This is a genomic window from Brevundimonas sp., from assembly GCF_016463485.1.
Lineage (GTDB): Bacteria > Pseudomonadota > Alphaproteobacteria > Caulobacterales > Caulobacteraceae > Brevundimonas.
The window spans coordinates 1-22767 of sequence record NZ_JAEMRD010000044.1; the positions used below are offsets into that span (position 1 = coordinate 1).

Here is a 22767-nt window from a genome sequence, read left to right on the forward strand (position 1 = left end):
CGATCCGGAAGCGATACCGAAAGGTAGCGAGAGCCCTGAATTATTCCCACTCGATCGTGCCGGGCGGCTTGGACGTCACGTCATAGACCACGCGGTTGACCCCACGGACCTCGTTGACGATCCGTGTCGCGCATTTGCCCAGCACGTCCCACGGAAACTCGAAGAAGTCCGCCGTCATACCGTCGGTGGAAGACACGGCGCGCAGGGCCAGCACCTTTTCATAGGTGCGGGCGTCGCCCATGACGCCGACAGTCTTCACCGGCAGAAGGACGGCGAAGGCCTGCCATATGCTGTCATAGAGGCCAGCCTTGCGGATCTCGTCCAGATAGATGGCGTCGGCCTGTTGCAGGGTCTCGACCGCGTCCGGCGTGATCTCGCCGGGGATGCGGATCGCCAGGCCCGGTCCGGGGAAGGGGTGGCGTCCTACGAACGCATCCGTAAGCCCCAGTTCGCGACCCAGCGCGCGGACCTCGTCCTTGAACAGCTCGCGCAGGGGCTCGACCAGTTTGAGCTTCATATAGTCGGGCAACCCGCCGACGTTGTGGTGGCTCTTGATGACATGGGCCTTGCCGCTCGACGAGGACACGCTCTCGATCACGTCAGGATAGAGGGTGCCCTGGGCCAGGAATTCGGCGCCTTCGATCTTGCTGGCCTCACGGTCGAAGATCTCGATGAAGACCCGGCCGATGGTCTTGCGCTTGGTCTCCGGATCCGACTGGCCCGCCAGTTCGCCGAGGAACTCCTTCGACGCATCAACGTGGATCAGCGGGATGTTGTAATGCTCGCGGAAGAGCGTGGTGACCTGGGTCGCCTCGTCCTTGCGCAACAGGCCGGTGTCCACGAACACGCAGGTCAGCTGATCGCCGATCGCCTCGTGGATCAGGACGGCGGCGACCGAAGAGTCCACGCCGCCGGACAGGCCGCAGATGACCTTGGCCGAGCCGACCTGTTCGCGGATCTGGGCGATCTTCTCGTCGCGATAGGCGGCCATGGTCCAGTCGCCCTTCAGCCCGGCGATGCCGTGGGTGAAGTTCTTCAGCATCTGGTGGCCGCGCGGCGTATGCATCACCTCGGGGTGGAACTGGACGCCGTAGAACCGGCGGGTCTCGTCGGCGATGACGGCGTAAGGACTGCCGGCCGAGGTCGCGACGACGTCGAAGCCCTCGGGGATGGCGACGATCTTGTCGCCGTGGCTCATCCAGACGGTCTCGTCTTCACCAACCACGGCCAGTCCGGCCAGCAGGGGGGATGATTTGGCGACGGTGATCTCGGCCCGGCCGAATTCCCGGGTGTGGCCGCCCTCGACCTTGCCGCCGAGCTGTTCGCACATGGTCATCTCGCCGTAGCAGATGCCCAGCACCGGCACCCCTGCCTCGAACACAGCTTGCGGTGCACGGGGGCTGCCCTCTTCGTGGACGCTTTCGGGACCGCCCGACAGGATGATGGCCGCCGGCTTCATCGCCGCCAGCGCGGCCTCGGCCTTCGCATAGGGGTGGATCTCGCAGTAGACGCTCGCCTCTCGCAGGCGCCGCGCGATCAGTTGCGTCACCTGGCTGCCGAAATCGACGATGAGAACCTTCTGGTGGTCGGTCATTAGGGCTCCGGTCAGGCGTCGTTGGGCTCGGCGGTCAGCCGGGTAAGTTCGTGTTCCAGCAGGTCCAGCGCCTCCGCCAGACCTTCGTCGATCACCGCCAGGGTGTCCGTCCAGTCGGATAGGCCGGTCAGATCGGCCTTGCCGTCCGACACGCCGCGCAGGCCGATGACCGGCAGGCCAAATCGGGCGGCGGCGCGGACCACTGCATAGGTCTCCATGTCCACCATGTCGGCATCGATGGCGTCATAGGCCTCGCCCGAGACCACGCTGCCGCCCGTCGCCAGCCTCGCATAGGGCTGGCCCTGCGGTCCACTGGCCAGGGTCAGGCTGGCAGGCAGGTCCAGGAACGGCGTGACGCCAGGCGCGAAGCCCAGCACGGTCGCATCCATGTCACGGTAGGCGACCTCGTCGATCCAGTAGACGCGGCCATGATCCAGGGTCTGCGATCCCGCCGAGCCCAGCGAAATGACCAGGTCCGGCAGGGCGTCCGTGCGCGCCAGTTCGGCCAGGGCCGCCGTCGTCTCGACCGCCGCCTCGACCGGTCCGACGCCGGTGATCAACGGTTTGATCCGTACACGGAGCGCCGGACCGTATTCCGCCTCGGCCGCCATCACGCACAGGGCCGAGATGGGCCCGAAGGCCTTCAGTTCAAATGCCATTCCTGCATGAACGGGCCCGCTCACGCCCGCCGCTCGTAGACGGCGGCGAAGAAGCCGTCGGTGCCCGTCGTCGCCGGCGACAGCCGCAGCCGGTGCCCGCCCTCGGCTAAGTCGACCAGCCGGTTGCGACCGGCGTCGGTCAGGTGCGGCGATCCGACCGCCTCGGCCATCGGCACCGGCGCGAACCCGGGATGATCCTCCTCGAAGGCATCCATGGTCGCCTCGTTCTCCTGCCGCAGCATCGAACAGGTGACATAGACCAGCCGGCCGCCCGGCTTCACCAGCTTGGCCGCGCGCGCCACGATCGCCATCTGCAGCGTGTGCATCCGCGCCACGTCCTCGGGCTTCAGCCGCCAGGCGTCCTCGGGCTTGCGTCGCCAGGTGCCGGTGCCGGTGCATGGCGCATCCACAAACACGACGTCGGCCTGTTCCACCAGGTCCTCGACCCCGCCACCGTTGGGGCCGAGTTGCAGCAGTTCCGCCGACACGCCGGCGCGTTGCAGCCGGGGCTTGATGTTGTCGAGCCGCTTCTGGACCACGTCACAGGCGATCAGTCGCCCGTCGATCCCGGCCGACGCCGGCGCCGCGCGCGCGGCCTTGGGTGCCTCGACCCAGCCGGTCGGCGTCCAGACCTTTTCGGGTTCGGCGGCCTCGACCGGGCGATCACCGCCCTCCTCCGCCATGCCCATGGCCAAGCCCAGGGTCTTGCCCCCGCCCCCGGCGCAATAGTCCACGACGGTCATGCCTGACTGAGCCCCGGCCAGGGCGCAGACGATCTGGCTGCCCTCGTCCTGGATCTCGATCCGCCCTTCCTTGAAGGCCGCCAAAGCTTGCACGTTGGGCGGGGGCTCGGCCGACAGGCGCAGGCCCCAGGCGGACCAGGGCGTCCGTGTCGGGTTCAGCCCGGCCTCGCGCAGCTCCGCCTCGACCTCTGCCACCGTCGCCTTGGCCGCATTGACCCGCAGGTCGATCGGCGCGCGCGGAAGCATCAGTCCGGCGGCTTCCTCGGCCCAGCGATCGCCGAAGCTGGACTTGAAGTCCTCCATGACAAACTCGGGCAGACCCGCCGCGATCCACCCGGGCACCTCGTCGCCGGTCAGGCTGATGCGCGACCGTTCCTGTTTGGACAGGGGCTTGGGGCCGTATCCGTCGCCCGAATGCAGCGCCTCGATCTCCTCGATCGACAGGCCGTCGATCAGGCTCAGGCACCCGATGACCAGGGCCCGCCCGTCCTCGCGCCCACCCATGGCCCAGACCAGGCGACCTCGCGCGCGCAGCACCTTGTAGACCTGATCGGCGATGGCGCGACGGTCCTTGGACCCCGCATAGCGGTTTGCCGTCCCCCAGGCCTTGAGCACGGCCTCGGCCGGTTGGCGGCCCTGGGCGATGGAGTCCAGGACGGAGGCGGCGGCGGCGAGGCGAGCGGCTGGGGTCACTTAAGCTTTCAGAGGAAAAGGGCGGCGATGATCATCACCAGACCCACGAGCGACGTGATGAAGACCACGCTGCGAAGCGCCGGGATGCCGAACGCGTAAATGGGGACGAAGACGACGCGCCCCCAGAAATACAAGGTGGCGCCCCAATAGGTCAGAAATCCGTCCTCACCCGACACATGGGCGATCAGGACGGCGGCGATGAACAGCGGCAGGGTCTCGTACAGATTGGCCTGGGCCCGCTCCAGCCGCCCGGTGATGGGCTTGACCGGCGGCATGATCGCATCGCGCGGCCCGGCGTTCCATTCGGTGCCGTACTGAACGGTACGACCGATCGCAGGCAGGAAGATCTGCACGATCGCCAGGATCAGGGTGAGGGCCAGATAGGTGAGTTCAGGCGTCATCGATCGAGTCTCACCCTTGCCGATAATTCGGGGCTTCGCGGGTGATCATCACGTCATGAACGTGGCTCTCGCGCAATCCGGCCCCCGTGATGCGCACGAACCGCGCGCGAGACTGGAACTGGGCGATGTCGGGCGCACCGACATAGCCCATGGCGGCGCGCAGGCCGCCGATCATCTGGTGCAACACCGGGGCGATCGGCCCCTTGTAGGGGGTCTGGCCCTCGATGCCCTCGGGCACCAGCTTCTGGGTGTCCTCCACTTCCTTCTGGAAGTAGCGGTCGGCCGAGCCGGCCCCCATGGCCCCCACCGAACCCATGCCGCGGTACGACTTGTAGCTGCGACCCTGGTAGAGGAAGACCTCGCCGGGGCTCTCGTCCGTGCCGGCGAACATCGAGCCCATCATGGCCACGCTGGCACCCGCCGCGATGGCCTTGGCCAGGTCGCCGGAATATTTGATGCCGCCGTCGGCGATGACCGGCGCGCCCGATCCCCTGGCGGCGCGAACTGCCTCCATGATCGCGGTCAGTTGCGGGACGCCGACGCCCGCGACGATGCGAGTGGTGCAGATGCTGCCCGGGCCGATCCCGACCTTCACGGCATCCGCGCCCGCGTCGATCAGGGCGCGGGCGGCGTCATAGGTGGCGACGTTACCGGCGATGATCTGGATGCGATTGCTCTCGCGCTTGATGCGTTCGACCACGCGGCTGACCTGGATCGAGTGGCCGTGGGCGGTGTCGATCACGACCACATCCACGCCCGCCTCGGCCAAGGCCATGGCCCGCTCATAGCCTGCGTCGCCGACGGTCGAGGCGGCGCCGACCAGCAGCCGGCCCTGATCGTCCTTGGCCGCATGGGGATGGGCCTGGGCCTTCTCGATGTCCTTCATCGTAATCAGGCCGGTGGCACGATAGTCCTCGTCCACCACGATGACCCGCTCGATCTTGCGATCCCGCAGAAGGGCCCGCGCCTCATCGCGTCCGGCTCCCTCGCGCACGGTGACCAGATCGCCGGTGGTCATCAGCTCGATGGCCTTGCGGTTCGGATCGGTGTCGAACCGCATGTCGCGATTGGTCAGGATGCCGACCAGACGCCCCGTGTCGGGATCGACGACCGGAAAGCCGCTGATCTTCTTCTTGGCCACGATGGCGCGGATTTCGCCCAGCGTCGTCTGGGGCGTGATGGTCACCGGATTGATGACCATGCCGCTTTCATAGCGTTTCACCTCCCGCACCTGATCGGCCTGTTCCTCGACCGTCATGTTGCGGTGAAGAATGCCCAGACCGCCGGCCTGGGCCATGGCGATGGCCAGCCGGCTTTCGGTGACCGTGTCCATGGCGGACGAGGTCAGCGGGATGTTCAGCCTGATGTCGCGAGTGAGCCGGGTCGAGACGTCCGCGTCTGCGGGCATGATCTCTGACGGACCGGGTTCAAGCAAAACATCGTCGAAGGTGAGCCCTTCGCGAATCTCCATGGGAGTCTCCGTTTTGCGGGCCGCCTATCCTCTTTCGCGGTTGCGAAGTCAACCTCCGCATCGCCAGGGCCGGGACTGAAGAAGGCCATCGGCAAAAGATCGACGCCCGCCTTGCAACACATGCGACCCATTCTCATTTACCAGTCATGGTCCAGTTGATCGCCCAGTCCATCCGCCGGCTCGCGCTCAAAGTCGCGAGCTACGGCGTCATGCACCTGTTCGTGGCGATCCTGGTGGCGTACGCGATCACGCGCGATTGGCGGGTGGCCCTGGCCGTCGGTGTCGTGGAGCCGATCTTCCAGACCTTTGCCTATACGGTGCACGACCGGCTCTGGCACCGGGTCGAACGGCGGGCGCGCCTGTCGATGGCCGAAGAAGGCGCCGAGGCCGTCTCCGCCCGCCTCGACGTGATGGACCGGAACGAACAATCGCGGCTGCACAGTTTTGATGGCCACTCGCACGGCCTGCCTCGCTCCCTGAAACAGATCGCGCTGAAGACCGTGACCTACGGCGTCATGCATTTCGTCGTCGCCGTCAGCGTGGCGATGGCCCTGACCCGGAACTGGCACCTGGCCCTGGCGATCGGCCTTGTCGAACCCCTGGTCCAGACCGTGTTCTTCACCCTGCACGACCGGCTCTGGGCTCGGCTCGAGGCGCGCAAGGCGGCGCGCGCGTTCGCCATCGCCTGATCTAACGCCGGTTCAGCGCCACCAGATAGACCTCCGACGACCCCTTCCGACTGGCGGCCGGCTTGACGTATTTGACCTCGTGGAAGGCCTCGCGCAGTTCCGCGAGGACCCGGCCCGCGTCGCCGCCCTGGAAATTCTTGGTCACGAAATGCCCGCCGGGCTTCAACGTCCGGATGGCGAAGTCCGAGGCGATCTCGATCAGGGCGATGATCTTCAGGTGATCCGTCTGGCGGTGCCCGACGGTGTTGTGGGCCATGTCGGACAGCACCAGGTCGGGCTGACCGCCCAGCTCGTCCAGCAACTGCTGGTCCACGCCGGGATCGGTGAAATCGGCCTGGATCAGGATCGAGCCCGGGATCGGCTCGATCGGCAACAGGTCGACCCCGACCACATTGGCCGCCCCCCGGTTGACGCAGACCTGAACCCAGCCACCCGGCGCGGCCCCCAGGTCGATGACGCGCGAGCCCTTCCTGACCAGCCGGAACCGGTCGTCGATCTCGGAGAATTTGAAGGCCGCACGGCTGCGATAGCCTTCGGCACGGGCCTTCTCGGACCAAGGATCGGCCAGTTGGCGCTTGATCCACTGGATGGAGGACATCGACTTCTTGTCGGCGGTCTTCATCTGGGTGCCCATGCCGCGGCCGGCGGCGGTTCCCCCGCTGGGAGGGCGCACCATCTTGCGCCGGGCGGGTTCGGCATCGCTCAGGGGGGGCTTTTCGTCGTCAGTCATGCTTCCCACATAGCCCCGACGGCGATCCCGGGCTATGACCCCCGCCACAAACGACAAAAGGAGCGCGCCGTTGGCCGACCAGACCCTGACTCTCACCCTCGACACCGGCGACGTTGTCATCAAGCTGCGGCCCGACCTGGCCCCCGGCCACGTGGCCCGCATCACCGAACTGGCCGGCGAAGGCTTCTATGACGGCGTGGTCTTCCACCGTGTGATCGCCGGCTTCATGGCCCAGGGCGGCGACCCGACCGGTACCGGCACCTCGGGCTCCAAGAAGCCCAACCTGAAGGCCGAGTTTTCGGCAGAGCGCCACGTGCGCGGCGTCTGCTCGATGGCCCGCACCAGCCAGCCCGACACGGCGAACTCGCAGTTCTTCATCTGCCTGGACGACGCGACCTTCCTGGACCGCCAGTACACCGTCTGGGGCGAAGTGATCGAGGGCATGGACCACGTCGACGCCCTGCCCAAGGGCGAGCCGCCCCGGAACCCGGGCAAGATCATCAAGGCGACTGTCAACTGACGTGAACCAGGGCGGCCCTTACGGGTCGCCCTTTTCACATGGGTCAGGGCAGGCGCAGCAGGACCGGCAGCCAGCCTGACTGTTGCGCCAACTCGATTCCCTCGAAGACCGGAATGGCCGCCAGGAAGACCAGCCCGTCCCGCAGGGTGGTCAAGAAGAATCGTGGCCGGATGTTCAGCTCGTCCTCGTCGCGCCACTTCGAGAAGTCAGGCCCGCAACGCGGTGTCCGCGCCATGTAGGACTTGTAGGTCTCGCCGAACTCGGCCGACAGCCAGGCCTCTTCCTTGGCGATGGTCATGCGGAACACGACGACGGCGATGACCACGAACAGGGCGGCGATGGTCAGGCTTCCGGTCTGTGCTCCCACCCCGAATGCGCCGGCATAGCTGAAGACATACAGCGGGTTGCGGCTCAGGGAGTAAGGCCCCGTCGAAACGACCTCGGCCTTCTTGCGCCCACCGATGTAGAGTGAGCACCAGGCCCGGCCGACGATGCTGAGTACGATCGCCCCAAGGCCGAACGCCTCCACCGCATCATGAACTCGACCCTCGCCCCACCAGGTCCCGCTGAACATCGCCAGGGTGACCACAGCCATCAGGGCCAATCCCAGCACCCATTTCCGGATCTTCTGGATGCGCTGAAGGTCGAAGGTGTCGGTCGCCGCCGTCGTCATCATTGTTCCGCTTGCGTACATATCGGGGAGCGACGTTGACGACCAGCTTGACCATCATGCAAGCCTTATCTTTGCGATTGAAAATCGGCTGCGATCAGCGATCGATCGCGCGATCCAGCGCCCGGAACGAGGAAACCGCCAGCTCGGTCGCGCTTGCGAACACTGACGGGGTGATCCGCTCGAAATCGTCGGACGGCCGGTGATAGTCGGGGTGGTAGTCGACGCCCAGATACAGGAACGGGATACCGGCCTTGAAGAAGGCACCGTGGTCTGACGCCTCGACCCAGTTGTTCTCGCCCGTGTCCTGGGGCGTGTCCTTGCCGAAGGCCAGGGAGACGGGGCCGACCGCCGTGACCGACTCCAGCATTGGTCGCAGGGTCGGGTGCTGCCAGGTGCCCGTGACCCACAGATGACCATCGGTCTCGGCGCGGGCAGTCATGTCGAAGTTGAGGTTCAACGCGATGGAGGTCAGGGGCACCGGCGGTGCCTGGACGAAATGCTTGGCCCCGATCAGGCCGCGCTCCTCACCGTCGAAGGCGACGATGATGACACTGTGCTCGGGCGGCTGGGCCTTCAGCCGGGTCGCGATCTCCAGCATGGTGGCCACGCCCGACGCATTGTCGTCCGCGCCGTTGTAGATCAGTCCGTCCCGGGTGCCGACGTGGTCATAGTGGGCGCTGATGACGATGTAGCGGTCGGGAACGCGCGTTCCGGGAATGAGGCCCAGGATATTGGTGCCCGCATAACGTTTCGGGCCCGACCGGGTGGGGACCTCGGCCGCAAACGGCTGGAGCCGGCCCATGGGCGGAGCCGCGATCCCGATCGCCTCCAGCCGAGACACGATATAGGCCCGCGCCCGCTCACCGCCGGGAGAGCCCGTGTCGCGCCCCTCCATGTCATCGGCCGACAGGATGCGAACGTCGGCGAGCAGTTGCTCCGGCACCGGCTGGACCTGCGGCGCGACGGCGGGGGCCGGAGCCGGGGCCGCTTCCGGCGACAGGCCGACCGTATCGCAGCCGGACAGCCCCAACAGCGCCGCCAGGGTCAGGCCCGCGATTGCGGCGGTGTTCGAGCGGGACATGGCGACTCCTGGATACGGGTCGGATGCATAATCCGCCGCCGCGACCGCGTCAGCTTAAGATCGTGTCATCGTCCGCTCCAATGCTAAACCGAGGACCGACCCCAGCGTTTGCGATTCCCATGGCCGAGACACCCGTAGACACCCTGACCGAGGCCGAGGCCCGCGACGAACTGGCCCGTCTGGCGACCGCCATGGCCGAGGCCGATGCCCTCTATGCCGAGGCCGCGCCCGAGATCACCGACGCCGAGTACGATGCGCTCAAGGCCCGCAACCTGGCCATCGAGACGCGATTTCCGGCCCTGGTCCGTGAGGATTCGCCGTCGCTGAAGGTCGGCGCTCCGGCCTCGGCCCAGTTCTCGGAGGTCCGGCACGGCGTCCCCATGCTGTCGCTCGACAACGCGTTCGACGAGGGCGACGTCGCCGACTTCGTGGCCCGGATCCAGCGGTTCCTCAAACTGCCCGCCGCCGACCCCGTTGCCTTCGTCGCAGAGCCCAAGATCGACGGCCTGTCGGCCAATATCCGGTATGAGACGGGCGTCCTGGTCCAGGGCGCAACGCGGGGCGACGGCCGGGCGGGCGAGGACATCACCGCCAACCTTAAGACCATCGCCGACATACCGCACCGGCTGTCCGGCACCGGCTGGCCCGACCTGATCGAGGTCCGGGGAGAAGTCTATGCCCCCAACGACGCCTTCGCCGCCTTCAACGCCTCAGCCGAGGCCGCCGGCGCGCGCACATACGCCAACCCTCGAAACTTCGCCGCCGGATCGTTGCGCCAGATCGACCCAACGGTGACGGCCGCCCGTCCCCTCGCCTTCTTCGCCTACGCCTGGGGCCAGGTGTCCGCCCCCTTCGCCGAAACGCAGGAAGAGGCGCTGAACGCGCTGAAATCCTGGGGTTTCAAGGTCAATCCGCGCTCCATCCGGGTCAAGGACACAGCGGGTCTCATGGAGGTCTATCGCGGCCTGGAGACCGACCGTGCGGGCCTCGGCTATGACATCGACGGCGTGGTCTACAAGGTCGACCGCCTGGACTGGCAGGAGCGCCTCGGCTTCGTGTCACGCAGCCCCCGCTGGGCCATCGCCCACAAGTTTCCGGCCCAGCAGGCGACCACGGTGCTTGAAGGCATCGACATCCAGGTCGGCCGAACCGGCTCCCTGACACCCGTCGCCAGACTGGCCCCCGTCACCGTCGGCGGTGTCGTTGTCAGGAATGCCACCCTGCACAACGAGGACGAGATCACCCGCAAGGACGTCCGGATCGGCGACACCGTCATCCTGCAACGCGCCGGCGACGTCATCCCCCAGATCGTCTCGGTGGTGATCGAGAAGCGCCCGGCCGACGCCGCCCCCTACGTCTTCCCCACCCACTGCCCCGTCTGCGGCTCAGAGGCCGTGCGCGAGGGCGACGACGTGCGCCGCCGTTGCACCGGCGGTCTGATCTGCAAGGCCCAGTTGGTCGAGCGACTCAAGCATTTCGTGTCGCGCCGCGCCTTCGACATCGAGGGTCTGGGTGAGAAGCAGTTGATGGCCTTTCACGATCGCGACTGGATCAGCGAGCCCGCCGACATCTTCCGCCTGGCCCGAGACGCCGAGAAACTGGACCAGCTTCGCGCCGAGGACGGCTATGGCGAGACCAGCGTGCGCAACCTGATCGCAGGCATCGACGCGCGGCGCCTCATCACGCTGGAGCGCCTGATCTTCGCCCTGGGCATTCGCGATATCGGGGACCAGACCTCGCTGCTGCTGGCGCGCCATTTCGGTGACTGGGCCAGCTTCCATGCCGCTGGCTTGAACGCGGCGTCCGGCCTGCCCTCGCCCGAATGGACTCGGTTCGCCGAAGGCCACGGCGTCTCGGCTCGCACCCTGTCGGTCATGGCCGCCGCCGAACTTTCGCCCGCCGATCCCTGGCCAGAAGCCCCGATCGACCAGAAACTGGCCCTCGCCTTCCCCGGCATCGCTGCCCCGGCCCGACGCGCCCTGGCCCCGTTGGCGAGCGATTGGCGCGGCATACGCGAGCTGGCCCGCATCGCGCGAGAGGACGGCCCGTCCATGACCCTCGGAGAGATCGCGGGCATCGCCGGTGTCGGCCCCGTCGCGGCGCGTGCCATCGCAGACTTCTTCCACGAGGCCCACAACCGCGTCGTCGTCGATGCGTTGGTCGCCGAGCTCACGAGCATCGTCGATGCCGAACGGCCGAAGACCGACAGTCCGGTCGCCGGCAAGACCGTGGTCTTCACCGGCGCGCTCGAACGCTTCACCCGCGACGAGGCCAAGGCGCGCGCCGAAAGCCTGGGTGCCAAGGTGTCCGGGTCGGTGTCGAAGAAGACGGACTACGTCGTCGCCGGCCCCGGCGCGGGCTCAAAACTGGCTGACGCCCAGAAGCACGGCGTCGCCGTCCTGACTGAGGACGAATGGCTGGCGCTCATTTCCTGATCCTTCTCGCCTCGCTGAAAGAGGGCCTCGACTACCGGTTCAGCGCCGACCGCGCCGCCTCGGCATAGCGATGGCCTGATGCCGCATCGCGGGGGAAGACCTCTTCGATCGCCGCAAGGTCTTCAGGCGTCAGGACGACATCCGCCGCCGCCGCATTGTCCTCCAGCGTCGCGATCCGCCGCGTGCCTGGGATGGGGACCAGGTCGTCGCCTTGCGCCAGCACCCAGGCCAGGGCCAGTTGCGCCGCCGTGATCCCCCGGTCGTGGGCGATCGCCTTGACCGCCTCGACCAGATCGAGGTTCTTCTGGAAATTATCGCCCATGAAGCGCGGGTTGGAACGGCGGAAGTCGCCCTCCTCCAGGTCGTCGATCGACCGGATCTCGCCCGACAGGAAGCCCCGTCCCAAGGGGCTATAGGGCACAAAGCCGATGCCGAGTTCGCGCACCGTCGTCAGAATGTCGCCCTCGGGCTCGCGGCTCCACAGGGAGTATTCGGTCTGCAGCGCCGTGATCGGATGGGTCGCGTGGGCCCGGCGCAGGGTCTCGGGCGCCGCTTCGGACAGACCCAGGAACCGCACCTTGCCCTCGGTAACCAGCTCGCCCATCGCGCCCACCGTCTCCTCGATCGGCGTGTCGGGATCGACGCGGTGCAGGTAATAGAGGTCGACGTGATCCATGCCGAGCCGGGTCAGACTGCCCTCGATCGCGCGGCGGACGTTGGCCGGCGATCCATCGACCTTCAGCGCCGTACGATCCGCATTGTAGCCGATGCCGAACTTGGTCGCGACGAAGGCCTTGTCGCGCCGATCCGCCAAGGCCTTGCCGACCTGGATCTCGTTGGTGTGGGGGCCGTACATCTCGGCCGTGTCGAACAAGGTGATCCCCAGGTCGAGCGCGCGATGGATCACCGCCGTGGCCTGCGCCTCGTCGGACGGTTGCCCATAGAAGGAAGCCATCCCCATGCACCCCAGGCCGATGGCGGACACTTCGGGACCATTCGGTCCGAGACGACGGGTCTTCATGGTGCGCTCCTTCAGGCTGGAGCCCTCAGGTCGGAAGCGCCACCTGAAACCGCAAGGCCTAAAGCGGCGCGCAGGCCGCCTTCAACCACGCCAGAGCCGACGCATCCGCCTGCGGCCCCTCGGCCAGCAGCGGGCCGACCTTGGCCAGGGTTTCGGCGTGGTAGGCATCGACATACGCCCGCTCTGCCACCGTCAGGGCATTCACATCGATCAGCCGCCGATCCAGCGGCGCGAAGGTGAGCTGTTCGAACCCGTGCATCGGCCGTTCGCCGCCGGGAATGGGCTCGGGCTCCGTAACGACCTGCAGCGTCTCGATCCGGATGCCCCAGTGGCCCTCGCGATAATAGCCCGGCTCGTTGGACAGGATCATGCCGGTCAGCAGCGGTTGGGTGTTGACCGCCTTGGCGATCCGCTGCGGGCCCTCGTGGACCCCGAGGTAAGACCCGACGCCGTGGCCCGTGCCGTGGTCATAGTCGAGGCCTGCCATCCACATCGGCTGGCGCGCGATGGCGTCCAGCTGATGCCCTGTCGTGCCGGCCGGAAAGCGGATCGTCGCCATGGCGATATGCCCCTTGAGCACCAGGGTGAACATCCGGCGCTGATCCGCGGTCGGCTCGCCGATCGCCATGGTCCGGGTCACGTCTGTGGTGCCGTCCAGATATTGCCCGCCGCCGTCGACCAGCAGCAGCGAGCCTTTCTCGATCGGCCGAATCTTGTCGCCGACGGGCTTGTAGTGCGGCAGGGCACCGTTCGGGCCCGCGCCCGCGATCGTGTCGAAAGACAGATCCTTGAGCATGCCGGTCGCTTCGCGGAAGCTTTCCAGGACACCGACGATCTCGCGTTCGCCGGGCAGGGTGTCCTGGGCCACCGTATCGACCCAATGAAGGAACCGGCTGAGCGCCGCGCCGTCGCGGATGTGGGCCTGACGCGTGCCCTCGATCTCGACCGGGTTCTTGGCTGCGCGAGGCACTGCGCAGGGGTCCATGGCGCGCACGACCGACGCCCCCGCCCCTTCGAGCCGGTCGAAATACCAAGCCGAGGACTGGGCTGGATCGATCAGCACCTTCCGGCCCGCCAGCGCGTCGAGGGCGTCGTCCAGGGCCGCCGTCGGCTTCAGGGTGACCGCGTCGCCCAGCCAGCCCGGCAGTTCATTGGTGACCTTGGCCGGATCGAGGAACAGTTCGGCGGTCCCGTCGGCGTTCAGGATCGCCTGGCCCAGCGGCATGGGCGAACGGATCACGTCCCCGCCCCGGACGTTGAACAGCCAGGCGATCGACGATGGGGCGGTCAGGACCGCAGCGTCGGCACCGGCCTCGGCCACGGCGCGCCCGATCCGCTCGCGTTTGGAGACATGGCTCTCGCCGGAATAGCGATCCTCGTGCGGCACGATGGGGGCCTGAGGCTGGGCGGGTCGCGCTTCGGCCCAGGCGGCATCCAGCGGATTGACGTCGACCGGCTTCAGCGCCGCACCCGCCTTGGCCACCGCGCGGCCGAGCGTTTCGAGCGCATCGGGACTGTGCAAACGCGCGTCGTACCCGATCACGGCCCCCCTGGGTGCGCGCTCCAGATAGGCCGGCACCCCGCCCTCGACGAGGTCGAGGATCTCGAACTGGCCTGCGTCCACCTGGGCCCGGACCTGAACGGTATAGCGCCCATCGGCGAACACCGCCGCGCGATCCTTCATCACCACCGCAGCCCCCGCCGACCCGGTGAACCCCGTCAGCCAGGCCAGGCGATCGTTGGCCTCGGGCAGATATTCGTTCTGATGCTCATCCTCATGCGGGACCAGCAGGCCGTCCAGCCCCTGCTCCAGCAGGCGCGCCCGCACGAGCGGCAGATGTCGGGCTCCGAAGGACGGATCGGTGGTTTCGTCGAAGGTCTGGCGCATGCACCAGACCTAAGCCAGCCACCGCCCCGGCTCAAGGCGTTCCCGGTTTCCGGGTGTCTTCCATCTTGGCCCCGAGCACCTGCATCTCGGTGCCCCAGGCCGTCATCTCGGCCCCCAGCTGGATCATCTCGCGCCCACAGCGTTCGGCCTCGACCTTGAAGCCCTCATCGATGTCGGAAATGATGAACTGCTTCAGCTCTTCCAACCAGTCGACCGTCGGAGCCCGCCCGTTCAGGCGGCCGGAATAGTACATCAGGGCACCGACGGCCCCCGACTGAAGCTCTGCATCGTCGGGATCGAGACCGGCGACGGCGGCAAAGACGGCCAGGCATTGCAAGTCGGCCCGGTTCTCGGGCCGCCGGGCCTCGGCGGTCTCGGCCCAGGCCTCGGTCGTCATGCCCGCGAGCACCACGGCCCCGGCCGCAGCCGCAGCCGCCATCAACATCACCGGCTTCATCGACGAAGCTCCTGATCAAGACCCGCCGCAGTTGTCACGGCCTGCGTATCTGAACATCCGGACGTCAGGTGGTCCAGAAGGGTTTGCGCTTGTCCAGAAAGGCGCGGACGCCTTCCTGGCCCTCGGCCGACACGCGAGCTCGCGCGATCCGTTTGGCGGTGTCCTCCATCAGCCCGGTGTCGAGCCGATGCCCCGCCACATGGTGGACCAGGCGCTTGGCGTCGCCCATGGCCCCCGGCGCGCTGCCGCCCAGACTGTCGGTCAGCATGGTCACGAAGCTGTCGATCGCTGCCGCATCGGGCAGCACCATGTCGATCAGCCCCAGATGCGCAGCATAGCCGGCATCGAAGGTGTTTCCGGTCAGGAACAGCGCCCGCGCCCGCCGAGCCCCGACTGCCTCGACCACATACGGTGCGATGGTCGCCGGGATCAGCCCCAGCTTGACCTCGGAAAAGGCGAACCTGGCTCCCTCGACGGCGACCGCCATGTCGCAGGCGCAGACCATCCCGGCCCCGCCGCCCATGGCCGCACCCTCGACGATCGCGACCGTCAGGGCCGGGACGTCGTGCAAGGCCTTCAGCATCCGGGCCAGACCCATGGCGTCGTCGCGGTTGTCGCTCTCGGACCAGTCGGCGGCATCGCGCATCCACGACAGGTCGGCCCCGGCGCTGAATGTCCCCCCTGCCCCGCGCAGGAAGACGACCCGCACATGATCAGCACCATGCAGGGTCTCGAACGCCTCGTGCAGGGCCGCGATGGTCGCGGCGTCGAAGGCGTTCTTCTTCTGCGGCCGGTTGATGGTGACGAAAACCACGCCGTCGCTCGTCGATTCGATCTGGACCAGGTCGTCGTTGGCGTCTGGCGCGGCGCCCGGCACCAGGGGCTGGGCGATGCTGTTGACGACGGCCGCCTCGGCGTCGGTGATGTCGAGGGCATTCAGATCGGCTTCGGACGGTGTATCGGGCATGGTGGAACTCCTGGTTCGCGACACGGATAGTCCCCGCGCCGCGCCGTTGCTAGAGACGGCTCATACAGGAGAACGCGCGATGAGCCTGACCGGCACCTACGACCCCGCAAACATCTTCGCCCGCATCCTCAACGGCGAGATTCCCGCCGTGAAGGTCTGGGAGGACGACGACGTCCTCGCCTTCATGGACGTATTCCCCCAGTCCGAGGGTCATGTCCTGGTGATCTCGAAGACCTCCCGGGCCCGAAACCTGCTTGAGATCGAGCCCGAGGCGCTGGCCAGACTGACCGCCGCCACCCAACGGACGGCCCGCGCGGTGGTCAAGGCCCTGTCCCCCGAGGGCTTCAGCATCATGCAGTTCAACGGCGAGGCCGGGGGCCAGACCGTCTTCCACCTGCATTTCCACATCATCCCGCGCTGGCCCGACCGCCCGCTGAAGGGCCACGGCCACGCCCCCATGGCCGAAGCCGAGATACTCAAGTCGCTGGCGGAACGGATCACCGCCGCGCTGGACTGACCGTCGGCCGACACGGGGAGGTCGGCGACATGGCCATCCTCGCGCCAAAAAGCCCGGAAGTTGAGGAATATTTTCCTGACTTGGTCTTGCGCCACGTTGCCGGGCTCACCACGTCCTCCCAACGGGTCTTTGAAACGTTCATCCGCCGATCGGCGTCTTCATCGCGAGGGACTGTCGCAGACCGTGGCGGTCGCTTGGCGGCCGGACAGACAAGGCATTGAATTCGTTGACCACGCGTGGCGGTATGGCGGTTTGGCGGCGTGTTTTTCAGACCGCCACCGCCAAGTCAGAGCGCGAGCACGCGGCCGGATGACGCGCAGCCAGCGGCAATCGACCCTTCAGAGCGGCCCCCTGAAGATGAACCAGGCTCCGCCCACGATCAGGGCGAATCCGACGGCGTGGTTCAACGTCAGCTTCTCGCCGAGGAAGGTCACGGAGAAGACCGCGAACACGATCAGGGTGATCACCTCCTGCATCGTCTTCAGCTCGGCCGTCGAATAGACTTGATGGCCGATCCGGTTGGCCGGTACGGCCAGGCAATACTCGAACAGGGCGATGCCCCAGCTGATGATCACCACGATCCACAGCGGCTTGGACCCGAACTTCAGATGGCCGTACCAGGCTGCCGTCATGAAGACGTTGGACGCGACCAGCATCAGGATCGGCGCAAGATAGGGAAACGACAGCTTCATGAGCGCCAATCTGCTTGCCCGCGACCGATTGTGCCAGCATAAGGCCGCGATCCGACGCCCGAAAGGGCGACCGTGGGCCGGCTTAGCTCAGTTGGTAGAGCGCCAGTTTTGTAAACTGGATGTCGCGGGTTCGATTCCTGCAGCCGGCACCATTTCCTGATTTCGCCAGACCGATGCGTCAGTCCGCCAGCGTCTGTCGTTGACGACATGGTCCAGGTGTGGCGAAACCATTCTGACGTCTCCGGCAAAGCTCCCCCATGCCCGCCAGCACGACCAACAAATTGGGCCACCGCATCGGCGCGCGGGGCGGCCGGACGCGCCAGTCGATCCTCGACGCCACCCGCTCGCTGCTGGATGGCCGTCATCTGGGCGAGATCCGGGTCGCCGACGTCGCCGCCGCCGCCGGCGTGTCCCCGTCCAACTTCTACACCTATTTCAAGACGGTCGAGGAACCGGTTCTGGCCCTTTGCGAGATCGCCGGTACCGAGTTCCAGCCACTGGCGCGTTATCTCGACAGTGACTGGTCGGGCGATCGGGCCTTCACCGCGGCACGCGCCTATGTTGTCGATGTGCTGATGTTCTGGCGCGAACACGGTCCCGTCCTGCGCATCGAGCACATGCTGGCCGACAAGGGTGAGCCGGGTTTCGTCGAGACCCGCGTGAAACGCCTGCGTCGCTCCCACCTCGCCTTCGAGCGCCGCATCGCCCAGGCCCATGCTACCGGCTATCACGACAAGGGTCTGGACCCACGCCTGACCTCCTACGAGGTCGCCAACCTGGTCGAGTCGATGGCGGCGGGCTTTGACCTGCTTCGACGGGGCGACACGCCCGCGGAAACCATCCTCGACACCACCGCCCACATCGTCGTCAAGCTGGTCACCGGACGCTGATCCGCCACAGGCCTTACGGCGAATTCACCCGCGACCCGCTGTCGTTCCGGGCTTGCCGCCCTTATCTTGAAACCGACGCCGTTGTGGCGTCCTGGAGACGACCGCCTTGATCCGCCTGATCCTCAACGTGCTGTGGCTATTTTTCGGCGGCTGGATCAGCGGCCTGCTCTGGCTGCTGGGCGGTGCGATCCTGGCCCTGACCGTCGTCGGTCTGCCGTGGAGCTTCGCCGCCTGGCGGATCGCCAGCTATTCCTTCTGGCCCTTTGGTCGCGAGGTCGTCTGGGCCGGTGAGCCGGCGGGCAAGGATATCGGCTGCTTCGGCGTCGGCCTGAACGTCATCTGGTTCATCTTCGCCGGTTGGTACATCGCCCTGTCGCACCTGATCATCGCCTTCGCCGAGGCCATCACCATCATCGGTATCCCGTTCGCGCTGAAGGATCTGGAGCTCGCCAAACTGGCGCTGGCCCCCGTCGGCGCGACCATCCGGGACAAGCCCTGAATTGAGAGCGGCGGCAGGTCATCCTGCCGCCGCATCGTTGCGAGGAACCCGGTGCCCTCACCCCGGCGAGATCATCTTCTCGGGCCGCACCGCTTCGTCGAACTCCGCGTCCGTCAGGTAGCCACCGCCGACAGCCTCTTGCCGCAGGGTGGTGCCGTTCTTGTGCGCGGTCTTGGCGATCTTGGCGCAGGCGTCGTAGCCCAGCTTGCCGTTCAGGGCGGTGACCAGCATCAGGGAGTTGTTCAGGCCGCGTTCGATGTTGTCGATGCGGGGCTCGATGCCGACGACGCAGTTCTCGGTGAAGCTGACCGCCGCATCGGCCACCAACCGCACCGACTGCAGGAAATTATAGGCCATCACCGGGTTGAAGACGTTCAGCTCGAAATGCCCCTGCGAGCCCGCGAAGGTCAGGGCGGCGTTGTTGCCGAACACCTGGACGCAGACTTGGGTGAGGGCCTCGCACTGGGTCGGATTGACCTTGCCCGGCATGATCGACGAGCCCGGCTCGTTCTCCGGCAAGGCCAGTTCGCCCAGGCCCGAGCGGGGGCCCGAGCCGAGGAAGCGGATGTCGTTGGCGATCTTGAACAGCGATGCGGCGACGGTGTTGATGGCCCCGTGGCTGAAGACCATGGCGTCGTGGGCGGCGAGGGCTTCGAACTTGTTGGGGGCCGTCGTGAACTTCAGGCCGGTGATCTGGGCGATCTTCTCGGCCACGCCCTCCGCGAACCCGATCGGTGCGTTCAGGCCTGTGCCGACCGCCGTGCCACCCTGGGCCAGTTGCATCAGGTCGGGCAGGGTCGACTCGATCCGCTCGATCCCTTTGGTCACCTGCTGGACGTAGCCGCTGAACTCCTGACCGAGCGTCAGCGGCGTCGCATCCTGGGTGTGGGTACGGCCGATCTTGATGATCGACTTCCAGGCCTCGGCCTTGTCGTTCAGGGCATTGCGCAGCTGTTGCAGGGCGGGCAGCAGCCGGTGCGTCACCTCTTCCGCACAGGCGACGTGCATCGCTGTGGGATAGGTGTCGTTGGACGACTGGCTCATGTTGACGTGGTCATTCGGGTGGACCGGCTTCTTCGATCCCATCTCGCCGCCCAGCATCTCGATGGCGCGGTTACTGATGACCTCGTTGGCGTTCATGTTGGACTGGGTGCCCGAGCCCGTCTGCCAGACCACGAGGGGGAAATGGTCGTCCAGCTTGCCCTCGATGACCTCGTCGGCGGCGCGCACGATGGCGTTGCCGATGGCGGGGTCCAACCGACCAAGCGCCATGTTCGTTTCGGCGGCGGCGCGCTTGACGATGCCCAGCGCCCGCACGATCGGCAGGGGCTGCTTTTCCCAGCCGATCTTGAAGTTCCCCAGCGACCTTTGCGCCTGCGCACCCCAGTATCGGTCGGCGGCGACCTCGATCGGGCCGAAGGTGTCGGTTTCTGTGCGGTGCGTCGTCATGAATCGATGGCCTGAAGGCGTGGCGAAGGGATGCGCGGCGGTGTAGCACCTGAGCGGCAGGGAGCAAGGCGAGGCGATGTCGATCACGGGTCTGATGTTGGCGGCAACCTTGGCGGTTCAGAGCTTCCCCGTCTTCTATCAGCCGCGCGTGACCCTCAGGACCGAGTACGGCAGCATCACCGTCTCGCTGGACGCGATCCACGCCCCTGTCACGACCTGCAACTTCCTGCGCTACGTCCAGCGCGGCCATTACCCGCGCGGTAGCTTCTTTCGCACCGTGGTCAGCGAGACCGACCCCAACCCGAACCCCATCGACGTGATCCAGGCCGCCTCCTCTCACGGACCTGACGATCCGGGGTTTGGGCCCATCCCGCTGGAGCGCACGCGCGACACCGGCCTGTCGCATACCGCCGGGACGATCTCGATGGCGCGCGACGGGCCTGACACGGCGACCTCCAGCTTCTTCATCGTGGTCAAGGATTCGCCCTCGCTGGATTTCGGCGGCGCGCGCAATCCGGACGGTCAGGGCTTCGCCGCCTTCGGACAGGTCGTGGCCGGCATGGAGACAGTCCAGGGGATCCACTCCGACCCCGCGATGGCGGAGAAACTGGATGACCCGGTCGCTTTCCGACAGGTCTATGCCACCGGCGGCTATTCGGACTGGTGCGAGATGGGCAGCGACGGCTTCATCGTCGGCCCCCGCCGCCCTGCGGCTCCACGATGAGCCAGCAAGGCAGCCAGCCCGCCTGGATCGGCACCGGCAAGGTCAGGGCACGCGAGGTCGGCGAGGCGGTGGAGATCACCATCGACGGCCTGACCACCCAGGCCAAATACTACAAGCCGCTCGTCTATGAGTTCATGAGGAAGGAATGGTCATCGCGACCCTCCTGGGGCGACTATGTGGTCGAGATCACGATGGAGCATATCGGCGATCCGCCCCTGCTCGACCTGGACAACCTGGCCAAGGCCCTGCTGGACGCCATCAAGGGCTATCTGTTCCATGACGATGCCCAGGTCGCCCGGCTGGTGGTCGAACGGCGCGAGGGCGAACGCGAACGGATCACGATCCGCAGCTATCCGCGCAAAGGTTCTCCGAGCCAGGGCTGGACCGCCACAGACCTCTAGATGCCGATCGGGCCGTAGACCCACGTCAGCCATAGTCCGACCGCCAGAAGGGTCCCGAACGGCAGCCGATCCGTTCCTCTGACCGCGCGGCGGACGATCAGCCTCGCGACGACGATCGCAAAGCCGGCCGCACAGGCCCACAGCAGGACGCTGGGCAACCCCATCCATCCGACCCAGGCACCTGCCGCGCCGAACAGAAAGGGATCGCCGCCGCCCAGCCCGTCGCGGCCTCGAAGCCGCTTGTAGATCCAGGCCAGAAGCCACAGCGACCCGAAACCACAGACCGCACCAAGCATCTGCGCCCAAGGAATAGTTTGCCATAGCACAGCTGCAGCGATCATGCCCGTCACAGCCAGAGGCCAGGTCAGGATGTCCGGCAGCCAGAAATTCTCGGCGTCGATGATCGCAATCAGCAGCAGTTGCCAGCCCAGCAGGGCCGTTGCCGCGACGAAGACCCAGTCGCCACCGGTCAGCCCCGACCAGACGCCGATGCCCGCCGCCGTCAGCTCGATCAGGATATAGCGCGGCGAGATCGCCGCCCTGCACCAGCCGCATCGTCCCTTCAGCCACAGCCAACTGAGGACCGGAACCAGATGGGCCGGGGCCAATGCCCGCTCACAGCTCATACAGTGCGACCGGCCGAATACGACGCCTTCGTCGCGCGGCAGCCGCACACTCACGACCGCGAGGAAACTGCCGACGATCGCGCCCAGCAGGCCCATGAGGATGGCGATGACGACCGGTTGCGGCATGGACCGGCCTTAGCCGCCGACCACGCCTCCGCCAAGGGCGACCGCGACGCGATAGGTCACCAGCGACGCCAGATAGGCCAGGGCGAACATGTAGACGACCATGACCCACATCCATTTCCAGCTGTTCAGCTCGCGCTTGACCACGCCGAGCGTCGCCACGCACTGGGGCGCGAAGACATACCAGGCCAGGAAGGATAGGCCTGTGGCCAGCGACCATTGCGCCGCCAGGGTCGCCCCCAGCAGGCTTCCGGCCGCCTCCGGATCACCGACCGCATAAACGGTGCCCAGCGCCGCCACGGCGACCTCGCGCGCGGCCATTCCTGGCACCAGGGCGATCACCATCTGCCAGTTGAAGCCGATGGGCGCGAAGATCGGCTCCAGCGCATGGCCGATCATCCCGGCGAACGAATAGTCAATGGCCGGCTGGGTCGCGCCCTCGGGCGGATAGGGGAAGGTGGCCAAAGCCCAGACGATGACCATCAGGGGCAGGATGATCCGGGCTGCGCGCTCCATGAAGATCCTGGCCCGAAGCCACAGATTGAACAGCACGTTCTTCGGGTCCGGCCACTTGTAACTGGGCAGCTCCATCATGAAGGGCTCGACCGCCCCCCTCCAGAACACCTTGCGGATCACGAACGACACCGCCAGCGCCGAGACGATGCCGGCGGCATACAGGCCGAACATCACCAGCCCCTGCAGGTTCACGAACCCCCACACCGTCTGCTGCGGAATGAAGGCTCCGATGATCAAGGTGTAGACGGGGATCCGCGCCGAACAGGTCATCAGGGGCGCGACCATGATGGTGGTCAGCCGGTCCCGCT

The 22767-nt window shown here is 66.8% G+C and carries 24 protein-coding genes and 1 tRNA gene; 9 read left to right on the forward strand and 16 right to left on the reverse strand.

Annotated features, from left to right (window positions below; all coding sequences use genetic code 11):
- Window positions 1-40: 40 nt before the first annotated feature.
- From guaA to guaB, 5 genes are read right to left on the reverse strand one after another with little or no spacing between them, the layout of a single operon-like run.
- Entirely contained in the window at window positions 41-1594 is a 1554-nt protein-coding gene (gene guaA / locus JHC99_RS08520; RefSeq protein ID WP_292153364.1) for a glutamine-hydrolyzing GMP synthase, read from the reverse strand.
- 11 nt (window positions 1595-1605) lie between these two features.
- A complete protein-coding gene (locus JHC99_RS08525; protein ID WP_292153365.1) occupies window positions 1606-2277 on the reverse strand; it encodes a 5'-methylthioadenosine/S-adenosylhomocysteine nucleosidase in 672 nt (223 codons plus the stop codon).
- Window positions 2274-3689, reverse strand: a complete 1416-nt coding sequence (locus JHC99_RS08530; RefSeq protein ID WP_292153366.1) for an RsmB/NOP family class I SAM-dependent RNA methyltransferase — start codon at window positions 3687-3689, stop codon at window positions 2274-2276. Before JHC99_RS08530 ends, JHC99_RS08525 begins: the two co-directional genes overlap by 4 nt.
- 8 nt (window positions 3690-3697) lie before the next feature.
- Entirely contained in the window at window positions 3698-4090 is a 393-nt protein-coding gene (locus tag JHC99_RS08535; protein WP_292153368.1) for an MAPEG family protein, read from the reverse strand.
- Window positions 4091-4100: 10 nt separating this feature from the next.
- Window positions 4101-5561: an IMP dehydrogenase gene (gene guaB, locus JHC99_RS08540; protein ID WP_292153369.1), complete on the reverse strand. Its 1461-nt coding sequence runs from the start codon at window positions 5559-5561 to the stop codon at window positions 4101-4103.
- Window positions 5562-5707: 146 nt separating this feature from the next.
- Here guaB and JHC99_RS08545 point away from each other — a divergent pair, with 146 nt between their 5' ends.
- Window positions 5708-6250, forward strand: a complete 543-nt coding sequence (locus JHC99_RS08545; protein ID WP_292153370.1) for a DUF2061 domain-containing protein — start codon at window positions 5708-5710, stop codon at window positions 6248-6250.
- Window position 6251: 1 nt separating this feature from the next.
- Here the strand turns inward: JHC99_RS08545 and JHC99_RS08550 are convergent, their stop codons facing one another.
- The gene (locus tag JHC99_RS08550) at window positions 6252-6980 is read right to left on the reverse strand and encodes an RlmE family RNA methyltransferase (protein WP_292153372.1); all 729 of its coding nucleotides are present in this window, start codon (window positions 6978-6980) and stop codon (window positions 6252-6254) included.
- Between the two features lie 34 nt (window positions 6981-7014).
- On the opposite strand from JHC99_RS08550, the gene JHC99_RS08555 reads away from it, so the two are divergent.
- The gene (locus tag JHC99_RS08555) at window positions 7015-7500 is read left to right on the forward strand and encodes a peptidylprolyl isomerase (RefSeq protein ID WP_292153373.1); all 486 of its coding nucleotides are present in this window, start codon (window positions 7015-7017) and stop codon (window positions 7498-7500) included.
- A 43-nt stretch (window positions 7501-7543) separates the two neighbouring features.
- Here the strand turns inward: JHC99_RS08555 and JHC99_RS08560 are convergent, their stop codons facing one another.
- Window positions 7544-8173: an isoprenylcysteine carboxylmethyltransferase family protein gene (locus JHC99_RS08560; protein ID WP_292153375.1), complete on the reverse strand. Its 630-nt coding sequence runs from the start codon at window positions 8171-8173 to the stop codon at window positions 7544-7546.
- A gap of 94 nt (window positions 8174-8267) precedes the next feature.
- On the reverse strand, window positions 8268-9254 hold the full coding sequence (locus JHC99_RS08565; protein ID WP_292153377.1) for a M20/M25/M40 family metallo-hydrolase: 987 nt from the start codon (window positions 9252-9254) through the stop codon (window positions 8268-8270).
- A gap of 119 nt (window positions 9255-9373) precedes the next feature.
- Here JHC99_RS08565 and ligA point away from each other — a divergent pair, with 119 nt between their 5' ends.
- Complete coding sequence (gene ligA / locus JHC99_RS08570) at window positions 9374-11689, forward strand: NAD-dependent DNA ligase LigA (protein ID WP_292153379.1); 2316 nt, start codon at window positions 9374-9376, stop codon at window positions 11687-11689.
- A 31-nt stretch (window positions 11690-11720) separates the two neighbouring features.
- On the opposite strand, the gene JHC99_RS08575 is transcribed toward ligA, so the two are convergent.
- From JHC99_RS08575 to JHC99_RS08590, 4 genes are all read right to left on the reverse strand, one after another.
- Window positions 11721-12710 (reverse strand): aldo/keto reductase, encoded by a 990-nt coding sequence (locus JHC99_RS08575; RefSeq protein ID WP_292153381.1) that lies wholly within the window; start codon window positions 12708-12710, stop codon window positions 11721-11723.
- Window positions 12711-12768: 58 nt separating this feature from the next.
- Window positions 12769-14598 (reverse strand): aminopeptidase P family protein, encoded by a 1830-nt coding sequence (locus JHC99_RS08580; protein WP_292153383.1) that lies wholly within the window; start codon window positions 14596-14598, stop codon window positions 12769-12771.
- A gap of 31 nt (window positions 14599-14629) precedes the next feature.
- On the reverse strand, window positions 14630-15055 hold the full coding sequence (locus tag JHC99_RS08585; RefSeq protein WP_292153385.1) for a hypothetical protein: 426 nt from the start codon (window positions 15053-15055) through the stop codon (window positions 14630-14632).
- A gap of 64 nt (window positions 15056-15119) precedes the next feature.
- Complete coding sequence (locus tag JHC99_RS08590) at window positions 15120-16022, reverse strand: enoyl-CoA hydratase-related protein (RefSeq protein WP_292153387.1); 903 nt, start codon at window positions 16020-16022, stop codon at window positions 15120-15122.
- 79 nt (window positions 16023-16101) lie between these two features.
- Here JHC99_RS08590 and JHC99_RS08595 point away from each other — a divergent pair, with 79 nt between their 5' ends.
- The gene (locus tag JHC99_RS08595; protein ID WP_292153388.1) at window positions 16102-16539 is read left to right on the forward strand and encodes an HIT family protein; all 438 of its coding nucleotides are present in this window, start codon (window positions 16102-16104) and stop codon (window positions 16537-16539) included.
- A 338-nt stretch (window positions 16540-16877) separates the two neighbouring features.
- Here the strand turns inward: JHC99_RS08595 and JHC99_RS08600 are convergent, their stop codons facing one another.
- Window positions 16878-17231, reverse strand: coding sequence for a DMT family protein (locus JHC99_RS08600; RefSeq protein ID WP_292153390.1), 354 nt, complete (start codon window positions 17229-17231; stop codon window positions 16878-16880).
- 76 nt (window positions 17232-17307) lie between these two features.
- On the opposite strand from JHC99_RS08600, the gene JHC99_RS08605 reads away from it, so the two are divergent.
- The 3 genes from JHC99_RS08605 to JHC99_RS08615 all read left to right on the forward strand — a co-directional run bounded on the left by JHC99_RS08605 (window position 17308) and on the right by JHC99_RS08615 (window position 18620).
- Window positions 17308-17383 (forward strand) — tRNA-Thr (locus JHC99_RS08605).
- Between the two features lie 105 nt (window positions 17384-17488).
- Complete coding sequence (locus JHC99_RS08610; RefSeq protein ID WP_292153392.1) at window positions 17489-18121, forward strand: TetR family transcriptional regulator; 633 nt, start codon at window positions 17489-17491, stop codon at window positions 18119-18121.
- 106 nt (window positions 18122-18227) lie between these two features.
- Window positions 18228-18620 carry a YccF domain-containing protein gene (locus tag JHC99_RS08615; RefSeq protein WP_292153394.1) on the forward strand — a complete coding sequence of 131 codons (393 nt, stop codon included), beginning with the start codon at window positions 18228-18230 and terminating at the stop codon, window positions 18618-18620.
- A gap of 57 nt (window positions 18621-18677) precedes the next feature.
- Here the strand turns inward: JHC99_RS08615 and fumC are convergent, their stop codons facing one another.
- Window positions 18678-20069, reverse strand: coding sequence for a class II fumarate hydratase (gene fumC, locus JHC99_RS08620; protein ID WP_292153396.1), 1392 nt, complete (start codon window positions 20067-20069; stop codon window positions 18678-18680).
- A gap of 76 nt (window positions 20070-20145) precedes the next feature.
- Between fumC and JHC99_RS08625 the strand changes: the two genes are divergently transcribed.
- The gene (locus JHC99_RS08625; protein WP_292153397.1) at window positions 20146-20793 is read left to right on the forward strand and encodes a peptidylprolyl isomerase; all 648 of its coding nucleotides are present in this window, start codon (window positions 20146-20148) and stop codon (window positions 20791-20793) included.
- Complete coding sequence (locus tag JHC99_RS08630; RefSeq protein WP_292153399.1) at window positions 20790-21194, forward strand: RusA family crossover junction endodeoxyribonuclease; 405 nt, start codon at window positions 20790-20792, stop codon at window positions 21192-21194. The genes JHC99_RS08625 and JHC99_RS08630 overlap by 4 nt, the downstream gene beginning before the upstream one ends.
- Here the strand turns inward: JHC99_RS08630 and JHC99_RS08635 are convergent.
- The gene (locus tag JHC99_RS08635) at window positions 21191-21946 is read right to left on the reverse strand and encodes an A24 family peptidase (protein ID WP_292153400.1); all 756 of its coding nucleotides are present in this window, start codon (window positions 21944-21946) and stop codon (window positions 21191-21193) included. The two genes, JHC99_RS08630 and JHC99_RS08635, sit on opposite strands and share 4 nt — an antisense overlap.
- A gap of 9 nt (window positions 21947-21955) precedes the next feature.
- Window positions 21956-22767, reverse strand: an 812-nt coding sequence (locus JHC99_RS08640; protein ID WP_292153402.1) for a nucleoside recognition domain-containing protein, incomplete at its 5' end; no start/stop codon positions are given.